The following is a 16,576-nucleotide window of genomic DNA, read 5'->3' as shown; positions in this document are numbered from 1 at the left end:
AACGGCCCGCATCCATGCGGGCCGCCCTCCGGGTCTTCGATTGCCTTCGCGAGTGCAAGGCTGCGCACAGCAACAACCACAGCCACAGCCACAGCCACAGCAGAATCTTTACGGCAACGGCAACGGCAACGGCAACGGCGAATTGCGAACTGAGAACTGAGAACTGCAACCGCAAAATGCCTCATCGGCCTTGCAACTCACACGACCGCCCATCCCTCACCAAACCTTGAACACCCGCCCACTCTGAATCCCCTCCACGCTGCGCTGATACGCCAGCGCCGCGCGCGCGGCGGTGACCGGTTCGAAGCCGGGGAAGAACGCGCCGTAGGCCTCCCACGACTCCGTCAATACGTTCGGGCTGACGGCATTGATGCGCAGGCCGCGCTGCAATTCGAAGGCGGCGCCACGCACGAAGCCCTCGATGGCGTTGTTGACGGCGCTGGCGTTGGCGCCGGCACGGATCGGTTCTTCGGCGACGATGCCGGTGGTCAGGGTGATCGAACCGCCGTCGTTGAGGTGGTGCTGGCCCAGCAGGGCCAGGCGCACCTGGCCGAGCAGTTTGTCGTTGAGGCCCAGCGCGAAGTCGGCCGGGCGCATCGTTTCGAGCGGGCCGAAGTGCAGCACGCCGGCGGTTGAGACGATGGCGTCGAGCTTGCCGGTACGACGGAACAAGGCTTCGACGCTGGCGTCGTCGGTAATGTCGACCGGGTAATCGGCGCTGCTGCGGCCGGCGGCCAGGATCTCGTGCTGCGGGGCGAGGCGTTCGGCCACGGCACGGCCGAGGGTGCCGCTGGCGCCGACGATGAGGATCTTCATGGGAACTCCGTGATGAGAGACAGATGGCCAGTCTGCTCGCCGCGGCATCGACGGTGAATGCGCTAGGATTTCGGGCTCCCCTAACCACGGGTTAGCCCTTGGACAAGCTGCGCAGCATGGCCGTATTCGTCGCGGTCGCCGACACCGGCAGTTTCGCCGCCGCGGCCCAGGCCCAGAACCTGTCGGCGGTGATGGTCGGCAAACATGTGCACCAGTTGGAAGCGCATCTCGGCGCACGCCTGCTGCAGCGCGATACGCGCAAGCAGCGCCTGACCGAGGTCGGCGAGAGCTTTCTCGAGGACTGCCGGCGCATCCTCGACCAGGTCCGCCACGCCGAGTCGGTCGCCGAACGCCTGCGTCACGACGGCCAGCCGAGCGGGCGCTTGCGCATCACCGCCCCGGTCACGCTCGGCGGCAATGCAGTCGCCACGGTGGTCACCGAATTCCTGCAACGCCATCCCGAGGTCGCGGTCGAACTGGTGCTCAGCGACCGCATGTCCGACCTGATCGCCGAGGCCTTCGACGTCGCGATCCGGATCGGGCCCCTGCCGGATTCGGATCATCTGGTCGCACGCCCCCTGCGGCCGTACCGGATGATCGTCTGCGCTTCCCCCGAGTATCTAAGCAGGTACGGCACGCCGAGCGACCCGCGCGAGTTGGTCGGCCACAGCTGCCTCAACCATCTGCTGTGGAATCACGATGCCGGATGGCGTTTCGAGCACATCGCCGCCGAACCCTTGCGTCTGCGCGGGCGCTTCGCTTCCAACAACGGCGAGGCGCTGCGGCGCGCGGCGGTGGCCGGCTGCGGCATCTTGCTGCAGCCCGAGGTGTTGCTGGCCGACGACCTCGCCGCGGGCCGGCTGCTGCCCCTGTTCGCCGATCAGCTGCCGCCGCCGCGGCCGGTGCATCTGCTGTACCCGCGCGACCGCCAGCCATTGCCCAAGCTCAGCCGTTTCGTCGAGCTGGTGCTGGAGCGCATGGGCCCGGCGGCGTAAGACCGGGCCCGCTGACCAAACGTCCGGCGTTTCGACTGCGATGCCGCGCGTATGGCGGCGGCTGATGCACTGAAAACACGCGACAGCCAGCTGTGGCTGCTATTGCTGTGCGCAACTTGGCACTAGCGAAGGCAACAGAAGACCCGGAGGGCGGCCCGCAAGGATGCGGGCCGTTTTTCATCGGACAGGGATGTCCCGTATGTAGAGCCCGCGGATGCAACGATCGTGCGGGCCGGTGATTCAAAACAAAGCAACTTCTTTGGTTACCTTTGACCGAAGGGAATCCAGACGGACTTTTGTTGCTTGCTTATGACAAAAGAAAGTAACCCGCCGCTTTAGTGGCGGAAGCTTTTGGCGTTTGATCCAGATCTTGATTCTGCTTGAGCATTGCGTCGCGAGACCGACACGACGTTGTCGCGGCTCGTGCCGCTCCTACCCTGACCAGGCTGCGGCCAGAATCGACGCGATAGTGCGAGGTCGCGGTTGCGACTCACGTCGCCCCTACAGGGGCACACCCGAAGACGACGCGACATTGGGACATGGCGGTCGCGTCTCGCGCCGCTCCTACCCTGGCGAGCGAGCGCCGCTTCGACGAATGACGGTGGCCACGTCATCTCTGCGCGTCCCTTGTCGCGACTTACGTCGCTCCTACAGGGATAGATTCGTGGCGACAGCGCTCACCGCCCCATCAAGGCCTCGATCTCGTCGGCGCTGCGCGCGAGCCGGTCGGTCAGCACCTGATGGCCGTCCTTGGTAATCAGCACGTCGTCTTCGGTGCGGATGCCGATGCCGCGCCATTTCGGGTCGACGCTGCTGTCGTCGGGCGACACGTACAGCCCGGGCTCGATGGTGAACACCATGCCCGGTTCGAGCAGGCGCGACTCGCCGTCGAGGCGGTATTCGCCGACGTCGTGCACGTCCATGCCCAACCAGTGCCCGGTCTTGTGCCGATAAAAGCGCTTGTAATGGCCTTCGGCGAGGTTCTTTTCCAGCTTGCCCTTGAGCAGGCCGAGTTGCAGCAGGCCTTCGGTCAGAGTCTCGACCGCTGCCAGGTGCCCAGCCTCGTAGGCCACGCCGGGACGCGCCTGCGCCAGGGCCGCGGCCTGAGCGGCACCGACCAGGTCGTGCAAGGCGCGTTGCGGCGCGCTGAAACGGCCGTTGACCGGAAACGTGCGGGTGATGTCGGCGGCGTAACCGCGGTACTCGGCGCCGGCGTCGACCAAGACCAGGTCGCCGTCCTGCGAAGCCGCGCTGTTGGCGCGATAGTGCAGCACGCAGGCATTGCTGCCGGCGCCGACGATGCTGCCATAGGCGGGCTCGGCGTCGTGGCGGCGGAACACGCATTCGATTTCGGCTTGCAGTTCGTACTCGCGCACGCCGGGCCGCGCCGCGCGCATCGCCGCTTCGTGGGCGAGCACGCTGATGTCGGCGGCGCGCTGCATGAAGCGCACCTCGTCGCGGTCCTTGAACAGACGCAACTCGTCGAGCAGATGGCCCAGCTCGAGGAATTCGTGCGGCGGCTGCGCGCCCTGGCGCACCATCGCACGCACGCGGTTGAGCCAGCCGATCAGCTTGAGATCGAACTCGGCGTCGCGGCCGAAGTGGTAATACACACGCGAGCGCCCTTCGAGCAGGCCAGGCAGGATGTCGTCGAGGTCGGCGATCGGATAGGCATCGTCGAGACCGAAGGCCTCGACCGCGCCTTCCGGGCCGTAGCGCGGCCCGTCCCAGGCTTCGCGTTCGCGGTCGCGCTCGCGACAAAACAGCAAGGTCTCGCCATGGCGGCGGCCCGGCACCAGCACCAGCACCGACTCGGGTTCTGGGAAACCGGTCAGGTAGCTGAGGTCGGAGTCCTGGCGGAACGGGTAGTGGGTATCGCGGCTGCGGATATGCTCGTTGGCCGACGGCACGATCACGATCGCGTCGTCGCCGGCCATCGTCATCAACTGCTTGCGCCGGCGCACATAGGCCTTGGCCGGCATCGACAACGCGGCGTTCATGTCAGTTCAACCGGTGGCGGTGCTGCGCCGCCATCGCCACGTCGCCATGCAACAACAGCGCGACGATGCGCACGAACTCCTCGATCTCGGTCAAGGCTTCTTCGTCGTCCTCGTCGCCGTCGTCCTGCGGCGAGGCCGCGGCCAGGCGGGCCAGGTCGCCGAGCGCCTCGCGGCTTTCCTCCGACAGCGAGGCGGCCTCGCCGGCGGCGAGGCCGAAACCGCCGAGGAAACCGCGGCACCAGTCGAACAAGGCGCCGCTGCGCTCGGACAAGGGCGCTTCGCTATCGGGCAGCAGCAGATCGAAACCGAAGCTGCGATCGCCGAGCTGCGAGGCGCTGGCGCTGCGCAGGCGATCCAGCGCGCCGTTCTCGGCCGGCGTCGCGACGGTCGGGTCGGCCAGCACGCGCGCCGGCCAGTCGCGCACCGAGGCGCCGCCGCCGGCGAGCCAGCCGCACAAGGCGCCGTGCAGTTCGGAAGCGGAAGCGCCGAGCGAGAGCGTGCGGCTCTCGGCATCGACATCGGACAACAGGGGCAGTTCGATCGCGGCCACAGGCATCAAGTCGTGAGGGTTGCCGCAGTTTAGCAATGCCGGGCGAATGCAGGCGGCGTGAAGAAACCCGCAGGATCCTGTCCTGTCTGGCGATTCGAGTCCGTAGTGCTTGTTGCCGCAACGGGCGCCTGCCTAAACTGCGGGCTGTTGCGCTTCACGCCACGGTGTCCGTGCGTTCCTCTTCCCCTGTCGCCCTGCTGACTGCCGGTCTGATCGCCCTGCTCCTGTGCATGGCGGCGCTGCCCCAGCGTGCCGATGCGGCCACGCGCGACTTCTACTTCTCGCGCCTGGGCAGCGAGCTCGGGCTCAGCCAGAACTCGGTCACCGCCTTCACCCAGGACGCGCACGGCTTCATTTGGGTCGGCACCCAGGGCGGCCTGCACCGCTACGACGGCCAGCGCTACGTGCCCTATCGGCACGACCCGCGCGATCCGGCCAGCCTGCCCGACAGCTACGTCACCGCGCTCGCCCTCGACGGCCAGCGCGCGATCTGGATCGGCACCCATTCCGAATACCTGGCCCGGCTCGACCTGGCCAGCGGCGCCATCCACCGCTACGAACCGCCGGATTCGCAGGCCGGGCGCCAGATCGTCTCGCTGTTGCCATGGCGCGACTCGCTGCTGATCGGCACCCTGGCCGGCCTTGAGCGCATGGACCCGCGCAGCGGCGCGCGCGAGCTGCTGCTGGCCCTGCCCGGCGAACTAAGCCGGCAATCGCCCTGGCAGGAACTCGCCCTCGCCCGCGACGGCACCGCCTGGTTCGCCAGCGCGGCCGGCCTGTACCGGATCCTGCCGAGCGGCAAGATCGAACGCATCGGCGCCGCCCAGGTGCTGCGCAGCGTGTTGATCGACCGGCGCGGCCGGCTTTGGGCCGGCGGCGTCGACGGCCTGTACCGGCTCGACGGCCACACCGGCATCCTGGTCAAGGTCGAGGACGAGGCCCTGGCGACGCTGCGCGATGCGCGCGCCCTGATCGAAGCGCCGGACCAGCGGATCTGGATCTCCGGTTTCGGCAACGGCCTGTACCGCCACGACCCCGAGACCGGCCACTCCCAGCGCGTACACGCCGAGCCCGGTGTCGAGGCGACCCTGCCCGAGGACACCATCGAAGCGTTGATGATCGACCACGGCGGCCTGCTCTGGGCCGGCGGCCAATACCGCGGCGTCGCCGTCGCCGACCCGCGCGGCACCCGCTTCAGCTACGTCCTCGACCTAGACGAGGACCGCACCGGCGCCGGCGCCTCCGACGCCAGCATCCGCAGCCTGGCCCAGGACGACCTCGGCGCGATCTGGATCGGCACCGACAACGGCCATCTGCGCCGCTACGACCTGGGCGCCGACCGCTTCCAGGACATGACCGCGCTGCTGCCGGCCAACGCCGGCGCCCGCCGCATCGCCGCGATCGCCCGCGAGCCCTGCCCCGAGGCCGACAACCCGAACCCGCCGGCCTCGCTGCCGCCGACCCGGCTCTGGCTCGCCACCGGCCAGGGCTTGCTGCGCCTGGACCCGGCCACCCGCCGGGTCGAGAGCATCGACCTGCGCGGCTACCGCGACGTCGCCCTGCGTTCGCTGGCCTTCGCCCGCGACGGCAGCCTCTGGCTCGGCAGCGACGACATCGGCGCCCTGCACTACCTGCCCGAGACCGGCGCCCTGGTCCGCTACGCCTATCGCGAAGGCGATTCCAAGGGCCTGAGCCATCCGCGCGTCAACGCCGTGCTCGAAGACACCAAGGGCCGGGTCTGGTTCGGCACCGGCGACGGCCTGGACTTGCTCGACCCGGCCACCGGCTACCTGCGCCACTACCGCCATGCCACCGACGAGGCCGACAGCCTGCCGGGCAACTTCGTCCGCGCCGTACACCAGTCCGCCGACGGCTCGATCTGGGTCGGCACCCAGGCCGGCCTGAGCCGGGTGGTCGAACACAGCGACGGCCGCATCCGCTTCGACCACCCGCTGGCCGAAGTGCTCGGCGACCACCCGGTGCCGGTGGTGTTCTCGATCGCCGAACGCCCGGCCGGCCGCCTCTGGCTCGGCACCGACGCCGGCATCCTGCGCTTCGACAGCGGCGCCTCGCTGGTGCGCCGTTACGGCCTGGCCGACGGCCTGCAGGACCTGGAGTTCAACGCCGGCGCGGTCGACATCCTCGCCGACGGCCGCATCGCCTTCGGCGGCGTGCGCGGCCTCAACGTGTTCGACCCGGCGCGCATCGCCGACTCGCGCTACACCCCGCCGGTGCGCCTGCTCGGGGCCTGGATCGGTTCCGACACCAGCGCCGGTTCGAGCACGCTGTGGCAGTCGACCCGGCTGGAGATTCCCAACGACGCCGGCATCCTGCGCCTGCGCATCGGCGCCCTCGACTTCGGCCCGAACAGCGGCATCCGCTATCGCTACCGCATGGACGGTTTCGACCGCGACTGGATCGACAACGGCCCGCGCCAGGACATCACCTACACCCGCCTGCCGCCCGGCCGGTATGTCTTCCGCGCCCAATCGACCAACCGCGACGGGGTCTGGAATACCCAGGAACTGCGCATCCCGGTCAACGTCGAGCCGCCTTTGTGGCGGCACCCGCTGGCGATCGCCCTGGCGGCCTTGGCCGCGCTCGGCCTGGCCCTGAGCTTCGGCTGGCGCTGGCACGTCGCCCGCCAGCGCGAACGCGGTTACTTCGCCCAGATCCGCGAACGCGAAGAACGCCTCAAGCTGGCGCTGTGGGCGTCCGGCGAGCAGTTCTGGGACTACGACCTGAAGCGGCGCGAGCTGCACCGCATGCGCGTCGACGACCACAACCCGCAGTCGCCGGAGATCGGCGTGCAGGCCGACATCGCCGACGACCACGAGATCCATCCCGACGACCTCGGCCGCGTCACCGAACTGCTGCGCAAGCACCTCAAGGGCGACGCCGCGCTGTTCCTGTCCGAACACCGCATGCGCACGCCGAAGGGCGAGTGGGGTTGGGTGCGGGCCCGCGGCCGGGTCGTCGAACGCGATGCCGAAGGCCTGCCGGTGCGGGTCGCCGGCACCGGCCGCGACGTCACCGCGGTGCGCAGCGCCGAACGCGAGCGGCGCATTTCCAGCGAGGTGCTGCGCTCGATGGCCGAGGCGGTGGCGGTGTTCGACCGCGACTTCGTGTTCGTCTCGATCAACCCCGCGTTCTCGCGCATGACCGGCTACCCCGAGAACGAAGTGATCGGCCAGACCACCGGCCTGCTCGACAGCCGCCAGCACGATCCCGAGTTCTACAGCGACATGCGCGACGAGTTGCAGCGCAGCGGCCGCTGGTCCGGCGAAATCTGGCAGCAGCGCAAGGACGGCAACGAGTTCCTGTGCTGGCTGCAGGCCAGCATCGTGCTCGACAGCAGCGGCCAGCGCGGCCACTACGTCGCCGTGCTGACCGACATCACCGACCAGAAACGCGCCGAGCAGGAACTGCGCTACCTGGCCAACTACGACACCCTGACCAGCCTGCCTAACCGCACCCTGCTGTCGGAGCGGCTGTCGCGGGCGATCGTGCGGGCGCGCCGCCACGGCCATCGCATCGCCTTGCTGTTCCTCGACCTGGACCGCTTCAAGGACATCAACGACTCGCTCGGCCATGCCGCCGGCGACCGCATCCTGCGCGCCGCCGCGGTGCGCCTGCAGGAAACCGTCGGCGCCGAGCACACCGTCGCCCGCCTGGGCGGCGACGAATTCACCGTCGTGCTGGAGAACCTGGAAACGCCGGAGCAGGCCGAAGACGTCGCCCGCCGCCTGATCAAGGCCTTCGAGGCGCCGCTGGATTTCGACGAACGCCACGACGTCGCGATCTCGCCGTCGATCGGCATTAGCCTCTATCCGGACCACGCCCAGGTCCCGACCGACCTGCTCAAGCACGCCGACACCGCGATGTACCAGGCCAAGGCCGCCGGCCGGCGCACCTTCATGCGCTACACCGAGGCGATGGACATCGAGATCCGCCAACGCGCGACGATCTCGGCGGCCTTGCGCAAGGTCCTGGACCGCAACGAACTGCGGCTGGTGTTCCAGCCGCGCCTGTCGCTGCCGGAAGCGCGCATCACCGGGGTCGAGGCGCTGCTGCGCTGGAACAGCGCCGAGTACGGCAACATCCCGCCCTCGCAGTTCATTCCGCTGGCCGAGGAAAGCGGCCTGATCCTGGAAATCGGCGAATGGGCGATGCGCGAGGCCTGCAGCCGCCTGCGCCAGTGGCGTCAGCAAGGGCTCGACCAGTTGTCGATCTCGGTCAACGTCTCGGCGATCCAGTTGTTGCGCGGCGACCTGCCCAAGATGGTCGCGCGCGCCCTCAGCGAAAGCGGCATCCCGCCGTGGCGGCTCGAGCTGGAACTGACCGAAAGCGTGATCATGGCCAACGCCGCGCACACCTCCAACACCATGCAGGCGCTGCGCGAACTCGGCGTGGCCCTGGCGGTCGACGACTTCGGCACCGGCTACTCCTCGCTCGCCTACCTCAAGCGCCTGCCGATCAATACCCTGAAGATCGACAAGGAATTCATCGGCGACCTGACCCGCGACCCCGACGACGAGGCGATCACCAGCACGGTCATCACCATGGCTCACTCGCTGGGCCTGAACGTGGTCGCCGAGGGCGTGGAGCTGGAAGAGCAGATGGAGTTCCTGCTCGCCCACGGCTGCGACGAGATCCAGGGCTATTGGCTGGCCCGGCCGCTCGAAGCCGACGACTGCCTGGCCTTCATCCAGCAATGGCAGCCGCCGCTGAGCGTGCGCGCGGCGCGCTGAGACGGCCGGGAATCGGCAATCGGAAGTCGGGGAGCGGGAGCGCAAGAGCGGGCTTCCTGGCCAGTGCGGGCAGTGGCGGCGCAGGCCGCGACCGCGCTGCACCGCCCTCCGCGCTGCCGTCGCCCGGCAGGCCCTCACCCCGCCCCCAGAGCCGCCATCGACCCGACGCCTGACCGATTCCCGACTCGCGATTGCCGATTCCCGGTAGCGCCTTGACCGCCCCCGCCCCGGCCTGCCATCGTGCCGGGATGGATCGCACCGAACTCATCACCGAATTGCAGTCGCTGCTGACCCGCGTCGACGAACTCGGCGATCGCGTGCGTCGTCTCAGCGAAGAGAACCGCAGCCTGCGTCAACAGCAGGAACAACTGGTCGGCGAGCGCTCGGCGCTGCTGGCCAAGAACGAGCAGGCCCGCACCCGCGTCGAGGCCATGATCGCGCGACTGAAGTCGCTGGAGCAGCACACGTGAATCCGAACCGATGAGCACGACCAGCGAAGCCGTCAGCATCCGCCTGCTCGACCGCGAATACACCGTCGGCTGCGAGCCGTCCGAACGCGACGACCTGCTCGCCGCCGCGCGCATGCTCGACAGCAAGATGCGCGAAATCCGCGGCAGCAACCGCATGGCCGCGCTCGACCGCGTCGCCGTGCTCGCAGCGCTCAACTTCGCCCACGAACTGCAACAGCTGCGCGGCGACGGCGACCATCGCGACCGCGAAATCTCGCGCACCCTCGACGAACTGCATCGCAAGCTCGACAGCCTGTTCGACGCCGCGATCCGCTGAACCGCTGAACCGCTGAATCTGGGCGGCTCGCCCTTCGCCGCAAAAGCCTTGGCGCAAGCGGTTTTTTGTGACTTCGAGCATTGTCGCATCGGGCGTTGCCGCTTGGCGTTTGTCTCATCCAGCCCCGTTCATCCGCGCTCGCGGATCGATCAAGCGCATGAACCGCAACGCAGCGTCGCCGACGAGCGGGCCCGCTGCGAGCGATGCGCGCGCTATACTCCGCGCACGTCCTCTGCTGTGCTCGACGGCGTGCGCAAACATTCGCCTTGTCCCTTAATTACGACCACGGGGGCGCAACGGGAATCCGGAGTGCAAGTCCGCCTCGCAGCGGGAAGCCCGAAGATCCCCAAGCGTTCCCACTTGAACCCCGGGTTCAAGGTCGTTTCGCACGCATCGACATTGGCGGAGGACTACTCATCCCGGAACGGGCGCGACGTCACGAAAGTAATTCGCGCCCGTTGCCTTGTCCGGAGCGCCCGCGCTTCCGTTTTCCCCCAGGACCCCGCGCCGAATGACGGTTGACCGTACGACGCTGCGCCGCGAACTGCGCGCGCAACGCCGCAATCTCGCCGCCCCCGCGCGCATCGCCGCCGCCGAATCCCTGGCCGCCCGCCTGTTGGCGCTGCCGTTCGCGCCCGCCACCGGCTATGTCGCCGGTTATTGGGCCATGGACGGCGAAATCGCCCTGCATGCCTGGCAGCTGCGCCTGCCGCTGAGCTGTGTGTACTGCCTGCCGGTGCTGCACAAAGACCAACGCCTGCGCTTCGCCCCGTGGCGCCCGGGCGATGCCCTGGTCGGCAATCGCTTCGGCATCCCCGAGCCCGACGTCAGTCCCAGCTCGCTGCTCGAGCCTGAACAGATGAGTCTGGTCGTGCTGCCGCTGGTCGGCTTCGATCCGCGCGGCCACCGACTCGGCATGGGAGGCGGCTGGTACGATCGCAGCTTCGCGTTCCGCCAACGCAGCCCGGCCCCGCCGTGGCTGGCCGGCGCCGCGTTCGAACTGCAACGCATCGATGCGCTCGACAACGCCGATTGGGACGTAGCGCTCGATGCGGTTTGTACGGAAGTCCAGACTCTGGACTGCCGTTCCCCCCTGTTCGTCTGACCGTTGAGCACCGCATGACCGCACGCCGCCGCTACTGGCTGATGAAGTCCGAACCGGACACGTTTTCCATCGACGATCTGCAACGCGTCCGTACCGAACCCTGGAACGGCGTGCGCAATTATCAGGCGCGCAATTTCATGCGCGACGGCATGAAGGTCGGCGATGGCGTGTTGTTCTATCACTCCAACACCGCCGTGCCCGGCATCGCCGGCCTCGCCACGATCGCGAGCGAAGCCTACCCGGACCCGACCCAGTTCGACGCCAAGTCCGACTACTACGACGGCAAGAGCTCGCGCGAAGACCCGCGCTGGCTGCTGGTCGACGTCGCCTTCGAACGCAAGTTCGAGCGGGTCATCCCGCTCGACGAAATCAAGGCCCGCGCCGACGACCTCGGCGAGGACTTCGCCCTGACCCGCCGCGGCAACCGCCTCTCGGTGCTGCCGGTGACGGCGGCGCAATGGAAGGTGTTGTTGTCGATGGAGTGACGGGAATCGGGAATGGAGAATAGGGAATCGTAAAAGCGTCCCTCGCTCCTCCCGGATTCCTCGCACTGCTTGCTTAACCGATTCCCTATTCCCCATTCCCGATTCCCACCCCAATGACTGAAGCCAAACGCCTGGCCGGCGAAAAAGCCATCGACTACATCGAAGACGGCATGATCGTCGGCGTAGGCACCGGTTCCACCGTCGCCTTTTTCATCGAGGCCCTGGGCCGGCACAAGGAGCGCATCAAAGGCGCGGTGTCGAGTTCCGAACAGAGCACCGCGCGCCTGCAGGCGCTCGGCATCGAAGTGCTCGACCTCAACGCGACCGGCCCGCTGTCGTTGTACGTCGACGGCGCCGACGAATGCGATCCGCACAAACGCCTGATCAAGGGCGGCGGCGCCGCGCTCACCCGCGAGAAGATCATCGCCGAGGCCAGCGCGAAGTTCGTCTGCATCGTCGATCCGGCCAAGCGCGTCGACGTGCTCGGCAAGTTCCCGCTGCCGGTCGAGGTCGTGCCGATGGCACGCAGCCTGGTCGCGCGCGAGATCCTGGCGATGACCCGCGGCCAGCCGGTGTGGCGTCAGGACGCCAACGGCGCCGGCGTGGTCACCGACAACGGCAACCTCATCCTCGACATCCACGGCCTGGCGATCACCGACCCGGTGGCGATGGAATCGGCGATCAACCAGATCCCGGGCGTGGTCAGCGTCGGCCTGTTCGCGCGCCGCCCGGCCGACATCGTCATCGTCGGCGGCGAGCCGCCGATCGTCCTTTAAGCCATAGACCTAGATCTAAATCACTGATTTAGAACGTCTCTCAGCAGACGAGACGACCTGCCGCCAAAATCGGCAGGTCGTCCGCACCGCCCGCCCGGCGCATTCCGGGCGGCCGCTTGCGCGGCACGCCACCGAACTCCATGCCGGCCCGCCGCCATGCCCCTGCGCTGCCTGTTCGTCGACTTCAATTCCTACTTCGCCTCGGTCGAGCAATTCGACCGCGAGGAATTGCGCGGCCGTCCGGTCGGCGTGGTGCCGGTATTGGCGGCCACCACCTGCTGCATCGCCGCCAGCCGCGAGGCCAAGGTCCACGGCATCAAGACCGGCACGCCGGTGCACGAAGCGATGGCGCGCTGCCCCGATATCGCCATCGTCGAAGCGCGCCCGGCGCGCTACGTCGATCTGCATCACCGTTTGATCGCGGCGATCCAGGATTGCATTCCGATCGACGGCGAACCGCTGTCGATCGACGAAGTCGCCTGCCGCCTGATCGGCCGCGAACGCCAACGCGACAATGCCATCGCGATCGCCCACCGGATCAAGCAGACCTTGATCGATCGCGGGCTCGCTCCGGCGATCCGCTGCTCGATCGGCATCGCCCCGAACACCTTCCTGGCCAAGACCGCCTCCGACATGCAGAAGGTCGACGGCCTGACCGTGGTCGAGCTGAGCGATCTGCCGCAGGCGCTGCACGGGCTGGAACTGCAGGATCTGTGCGGTGTCGGCCCGTCGATGCTGCAGCGCCTGCGCGATGCCGGCATCGACACCGTCGAGCAACTGACCGCCGCACCGCGCGAACATTTGCGCGCGGTCTGGGGCGGGGTCGAAGGCGAACGTTTCTGGGCGCAGTTGCGCGGCATCGAACCGACGTCGCGGCAGCGCAAGGTGGTCGGTTCGGTCGGTCATTCGCACGTGCTGGACCCGCAGATGCGCAGCGCCGACAGCATGCGCTCGGTGCTGTTCAAACTGCTCGCGAAGGCGGCGATGCGGATGCGCGGCGAGCGTTGCCAGGCGCGCGGGATGAGCCTGCACGTGCGCTTCGCCGGCAGGGAACAACGCTTCAGCCGCAATCTGTCGTTCGCCGCGCTCGACGACACCCCGACCCTGCTGCAACTCATGGCCGAAGCGCTGGAACCGCTGATGCGCGGCGCCGCCAACGGGCGGTGGAACGTCAAACGTTTCCCGCCTTTGTCGGTCGCGGTGTCCTTGATCGACCTGCAGCCCAACGCCGCCGACAGCGGCTCGCTGTTCGTCGAACGCGGGCGCAGACAGGCGCTGACCCGCGTGCTCGACCAGGTCAATCAGCGCTACGGCAATAACCGCCTGTATTTCGGCGCGATGCAGGACGCACTCGCCCAGGGCGCGGCGCCGATGCGCATCCCCTTCAGCCATATTCCCGAAGAATCCGCCGAAGCCGACCTCGGCGCCACGGCCCTGGTGCCCGATCCGAGCATGAACGAGCTGTGGTTGCGACGGCTGCGCGAGTTCAACGTCATGGCCGAGCACGCCCATCGCGAAGCGCGCGAAAACCCCGGCAAACCTTTGCCGCCGCCAGGCCCGTCGCCGATGCACCGCTCTTCCGGCGTCGGTGGCTGGGGCCGCAAACCACGCGAGCAGAGCGACGACGACGGGCGAGGCACCACCGGATCGTTGTTCTAACGGCTAGAACGTTCATGGGTGCGTCGTAAGCCTCGAATGCGCAGGTACAGCCGAAGACAGCCCCTCTCCCGCGAGCGGGAGAGGGTTTGGGGTGAGGGCGCCTCCTCTTACCTCAATCATCAATCGACCGCGACGAACCCGCCGGTCTGCCGCTTCCACAGGCGCGCATACAACCCGTCGCGGGCAATCAGTTCCTCATGCGTACCGGTCTCGATGATGCGGCCCTTGTCCATCACCACCAACCGATCCATCCGCGCGATCGTCGACAAACGATGGGCGATCGCTATCACCGTCTTGCCGGTCATCAAGGTGTCCAGACTGTCCTGGATCGCCGCTTCGGCCTCGGAATCCAGCGCCGAAGTCGCCTCATCGAGAATCAGGATCGGCGCGTTCTTGAGCAGCACGCGCGCGATCGCGATCCGCTGCCGTTGACCGCCCGACAGTTTGACGCCGCGTTCGCCGACCAAGGCTTCGTAACCGACCCGCCCCTCGCCATCGACCAAGCGAGGAATGAACTCGTCCGCACGTGCCTGACTCGCCGCCTCGGCCATCTCCGCTTCGCTCGCATCGGGACGGCCGTACAGCAGGTTGTCGCGAATCGAACGATGCAGCAGCGAGGTGTCCTGGGTGACCACGCCGATCTGCGAACGCAGGCTTTCCTGGGTCACGCCGACGATGTCCTGGCCATCGATCAGGATGCGGCCTCCTTCGAGGTCGTACAGACGCAGCAGGATATTCATCAACGTCGACTTGCCCGCGCCCGACGGCCCGACCAGGCCGATCTTCTCGCCCGGCTTCACTGTCAGGTCCAGGTCGGCGATCAAACCGCTGTTCTGTCCGTAGTGGAAGTGCACGTTCTCGAATCGCACGCTGCCGTCGTCGACCTGCAGCGCTTTGGCGTCGCTGCGATCGACCACGGTCAGCGGCCGCGAGATCGTCTCGATGCCGTCCTGCACCGTGCCGATGTCTTCGAAGATGCCGTTGATCGTCCACATGATCCAGCCCGACATGTTATGGATGCGGATCACCAGGCCGGTCGCCAAAGCGATCGCACCGACCGTGATCGCGCCTTGGTGCCACAGCCACAGGGCCAGACCGGTGGTGCCGACGATCAGCAGACCGTTGAGTGTGGTGATGCTCACGCCCATCAGCGTGGTCATGCGAGTCATGTCGCGTGACCGCTGGGTCTGCTCGATCATCGCTTCGGCCACGTATTCCTCTTCGCGCCGCGAGTGTGCGAACAGCTTGAGCGTGGCGATGTTCGAGTAGCCGTCGACGATGCGCCCCATCAACTTGGAACGCGCATCCGACGCCCGCCACGAACGCAGCTTCACCCGAGGCACGAAGTAACGCAGCAGACCGATGTACGCCACGATCCACACCGCCAACGGCAACACCAGCCAAACGTCCGCCTGCGCGAACAAGTAGATCGCCGACGCCGAGTACACGATCACGTACCAGATCGCGTCGAACGCCTGGGTCGTGGACTCGCGCAAGGACGGGCCGGTCTGCATGATCCGATTCGCGACACGGCCGGCAAAGTCGTTCTGGAAGAAGCTGAGGCTTTGCTTGAGCATGTAACGGTGGGTCTGCCAACGCACCAGGTTGGTCATGCTCGGGTGCACGGTCTGATTGAGCAGCAAATCGTGCAAGCCGAGGAACAGCGGCCGCGCCAACAGCATTACCACGGCCATCCACAGCAACTCACCGCCGTGCTGCGCGAACAGGTCCTTGCTCGGCGTGGTGTTGACCAGGTCGATGACGCGACCGAGGTAGTCGAACATCGCGACCTCGACGATCGCGACCAGGAAGCCGACCACCGTCAGCACTGCGAACACCGGCCAGGCCTGTTTTATGAAATGCCGGTAGAACCCGGTGACGGTGCTCGGCGGCATCGTCTCCGGCGCCGGCCGGAACGGGTCGATCAACGATTCGAACCAACGAAAAATCATCATGGCGTTGAGCCTTGTTTGAACTTGGAAAGACTCCCGTGCGCGCCGCGTTCTCCGAGCCGAGACAGGCGCGGAAACAGCGATGCGAGGACGAGCGGCGCCGATGCGCCGGATCGGATGACGGGAGTTAGGCGGCGGACGAACGCGAGCGATCCAGGGCCATGAAGGCCCGGAACGGCGGTCGTTCAGCCAGAGGCGGCCCGGGCATCGCCCGGTACCGCAAGCGCCGACTTAGCGGCGGACCTTGCCGGTGATTGTGAACTTCATCGTGCTTCTCCTTGCGATCCCGGGGCGTCGCCGGGCACATGTGGCTCGACGCGCGAATCGCTGATGGGTGACCCGGCCGAAGTCTAACGCGCTTATGTTGCCGGCGACATCCGCCCAAAGTCGGTATAGGCCGGGTTGCAGATGCTGCCCATCCACTTTCCGGCAGCCGTAAGAATTGCCTGGACCGCAGTCCAGGCGCCACGAAAGCGCGTACGCCAATCGTGCTGTTCGGTTCTTCGACACTGCTCGCCAAAGCCGAATGCGAAGCCGCCAACATCGGCAAGACTGAGCGTCGTGGCCGTGGCCGTGGCCGTGGCCGTGGCCGTGATTTTGATCTGCTTTGGCGCTTTGCCGGTCAAGTGGAGACCCGGAGGGCGGCGCACAGGACGTGCGGCGTTTTTCGATAAGACAGGGACGTCTTATCGAAAAATCCC

13 protein-coding genes and 1 other RNA gene are annotated in these 16,576 nt (G+C 67.4%); 9 read left to right on the top strand and 5 right to left on the bottom strand.

Going from position 1 to position 16,576, the window contains the following annotated elements; translation table 11 throughout:
- Nucleotides 1–216 precede the first annotated feature (216 nt).
- Nucleotides 217–816, bottom strand: a complete 600-nt coding sequence (locus tag EX88_RS0121170) for a short chain dehydrogenase (RefSeq protein WP_031373976.1) — start codon at nucleotides 814–816, stop codon at nucleotides 217–219.
- A gap of 116 nt (nucleotides 817–932) precedes the next feature.
- Between EX88_RS0121170 and EX88_RS0121165 the strand changes: the two genes are divergently transcribed.
- Nucleotides 933–1,811 carry a LysR family transcriptional regulator gene (locus EX88_RS0121165; RefSeq protein ID WP_318025862.1) on the top strand — a complete coding sequence of 293 codons (879 nt, stop codon included), beginning with the start codon at nucleotides 933–935 and terminating at the stop codon, nucleotides 1,809–1,811.
- A gap of 677 nt (nucleotides 1,812–2,488) precedes the next feature.
- On the opposite strand, the gene EX88_RS0121160 is transcribed toward EX88_RS0121165, so the two are convergent.
- Together EX88_RS0121160 and EX88_RS0121155 are read right to left on the bottom strand one after the other, a co-directional pair.
- Nucleotides 2,489–3,811, bottom strand: a complete 1,323-nt coding sequence (locus EX88_RS0121160; protein ID WP_031373974.1) for an aminopeptidase P N-terminal domain-containing protein — start codon at nucleotides 3,809–3,811, stop codon at nucleotides 2,489–2,491.
- A gap of 1 nt (nucleotide 3,812) precedes the next feature.
- On the bottom strand, nucleotides 3,813–4,352 hold the full coding sequence (locus EX88_RS0121155; RefSeq protein WP_031373973.1) for a UPF0149 family protein: 540 nt from the start codon (nucleotides 4,350–4,352) through the stop codon (nucleotides 3,813–3,815).
- A 179-nt stretch (nucleotides 4,353–4,531) separates the two neighbouring features.
- Here EX88_RS0121155 and EX88_RS24865 point away from each other — a divergent pair, with 179 nt between their 5' ends.
- The 8 genes from EX88_RS24865 (at nucleotide 4,532) to EX88_RS0121120 (ending at nucleotide 13,923) form a co-directional block, all read left to right on the top strand.
- Nucleotides 4,532–9,112, top strand: a complete 4,581-nt coding sequence (locus tag EX88_RS24865; protein ID WP_161786159.1) for an EAL domain-containing protein — start codon at nucleotides 4,532–4,534, stop codon at nucleotides 9,110–9,112.
- Between the two features lie 248 nt (nucleotides 9,113–9,360).
- Nucleotides 9,361–9,582 carry a TIGR02449 family protein gene (locus EX88_RS0121145; RefSeq protein WP_031373971.1) on the top strand — a complete coding sequence of 74 codons (222 nt, stop codon included), beginning with the start codon at nucleotides 9,361–9,363 and terminating at the stop codon, nucleotides 9,580–9,582.
- Nucleotides 9,583–9,592: 10 nt separating this feature from the next.
- Complete coding sequence (locus EX88_RS0121140; RefSeq protein WP_031373970.1) at nucleotides 9,593–9,898, top strand: cell division protein ZapA; 306 nt, start codon at nucleotides 9,593–9,595, stop codon at nucleotides 9,896–9,898.
- A 226-nt stretch (nucleotides 9,899–10,124) separates the two neighbouring features.
- A non-coding RNA gene (gene ssrS, locus EX88_RS25455) (6S RNA) lies at nucleotides 10,125–10,311 on the top strand.
- Nucleotides 10,312–10,409: 98 nt separating this feature from the next.
- Entirely contained in the window at nucleotides 10,410–11,003 is a 594-nt protein-coding gene (locus EX88_RS0121135; protein WP_031373969.1) for a 5-formyltetrahydrofolate cyclo-ligase, read from the top strand.
- A 14-nt stretch (nucleotides 11,004–11,017) separates the two neighbouring features.
- Nucleotides 11,018–11,488 (top strand): EVE domain-containing protein, encoded by a 471-nt coding sequence (locus EX88_RS0121130; RefSeq protein ID WP_031373968.1) that lies wholly within the window; start codon nucleotides 11,018–11,020, stop codon nucleotides 11,486–11,488.
- Nucleotides 11,489–11,601: 113 nt separating this feature from the next.
- Nucleotides 11,602–12,264 (top strand): ribose-5-phosphate isomerase RpiA, encoded by a 663-nt coding sequence (gene rpiA, locus EX88_RS0121125; RefSeq protein ID WP_031373967.1) that lies wholly within the window; start codon nucleotides 11,602–11,604, stop codon nucleotides 12,262–12,264.
- Between the two features lie 156 nt (nucleotides 12,265–12,420).
- Nucleotides 12,421–13,923 carry a DNA polymerase Y family protein gene (locus EX88_RS0121120; protein ID WP_051885388.1) on the top strand — a complete coding sequence of 501 codons (1,503 nt, stop codon included), beginning with the start codon at nucleotides 12,421–12,423 and terminating at the stop codon, nucleotides 13,921–13,923.
- Nucleotides 13,924–14,042: 119 nt separating this feature from the next.
- On the opposite strand, the gene EX88_RS0121115 is transcribed toward EX88_RS0121120, so the two are convergent.
- Both EX88_RS0121115 and EX88_RS26245 read right to left on the bottom strand, forming a co-directional pair.
- Entirely contained in the window at nucleotides 14,043–15,872 is a 1,830-nt protein-coding gene (locus EX88_RS0121115; RefSeq protein ID WP_152566401.1) for an ABC transporter ATP-binding protein, read from the bottom strand.
- A gap of 362 nt (nucleotides 15,873–16,234) precedes the next feature.
- Complete coding sequence (locus EX88_RS26245; RefSeq protein WP_152566399.1) at nucleotides 16,235–16,501, bottom strand: hypothetical protein; 267 nt, start codon at nucleotides 16,499–16,501, stop codon at nucleotides 16,235–16,237.
- Between the last annotated feature and the right edge of the window lie 75 nt (nucleotides 16,502–16,576).

Origin of the sequence: Lysobacter antibioticus (genome assembly GCF_000731095.1) — a bacterium.
Taxonomy (GTDB): Bacteria; Pseudomonadota; Gammaproteobacteria; order Xanthomonadales; family Xanthomonadaceae; genus Lysobacter; species Lysobacter antibioticus_B.
This window is presented reverse-complemented; position numbering and strand designations above follow the sequence as displayed.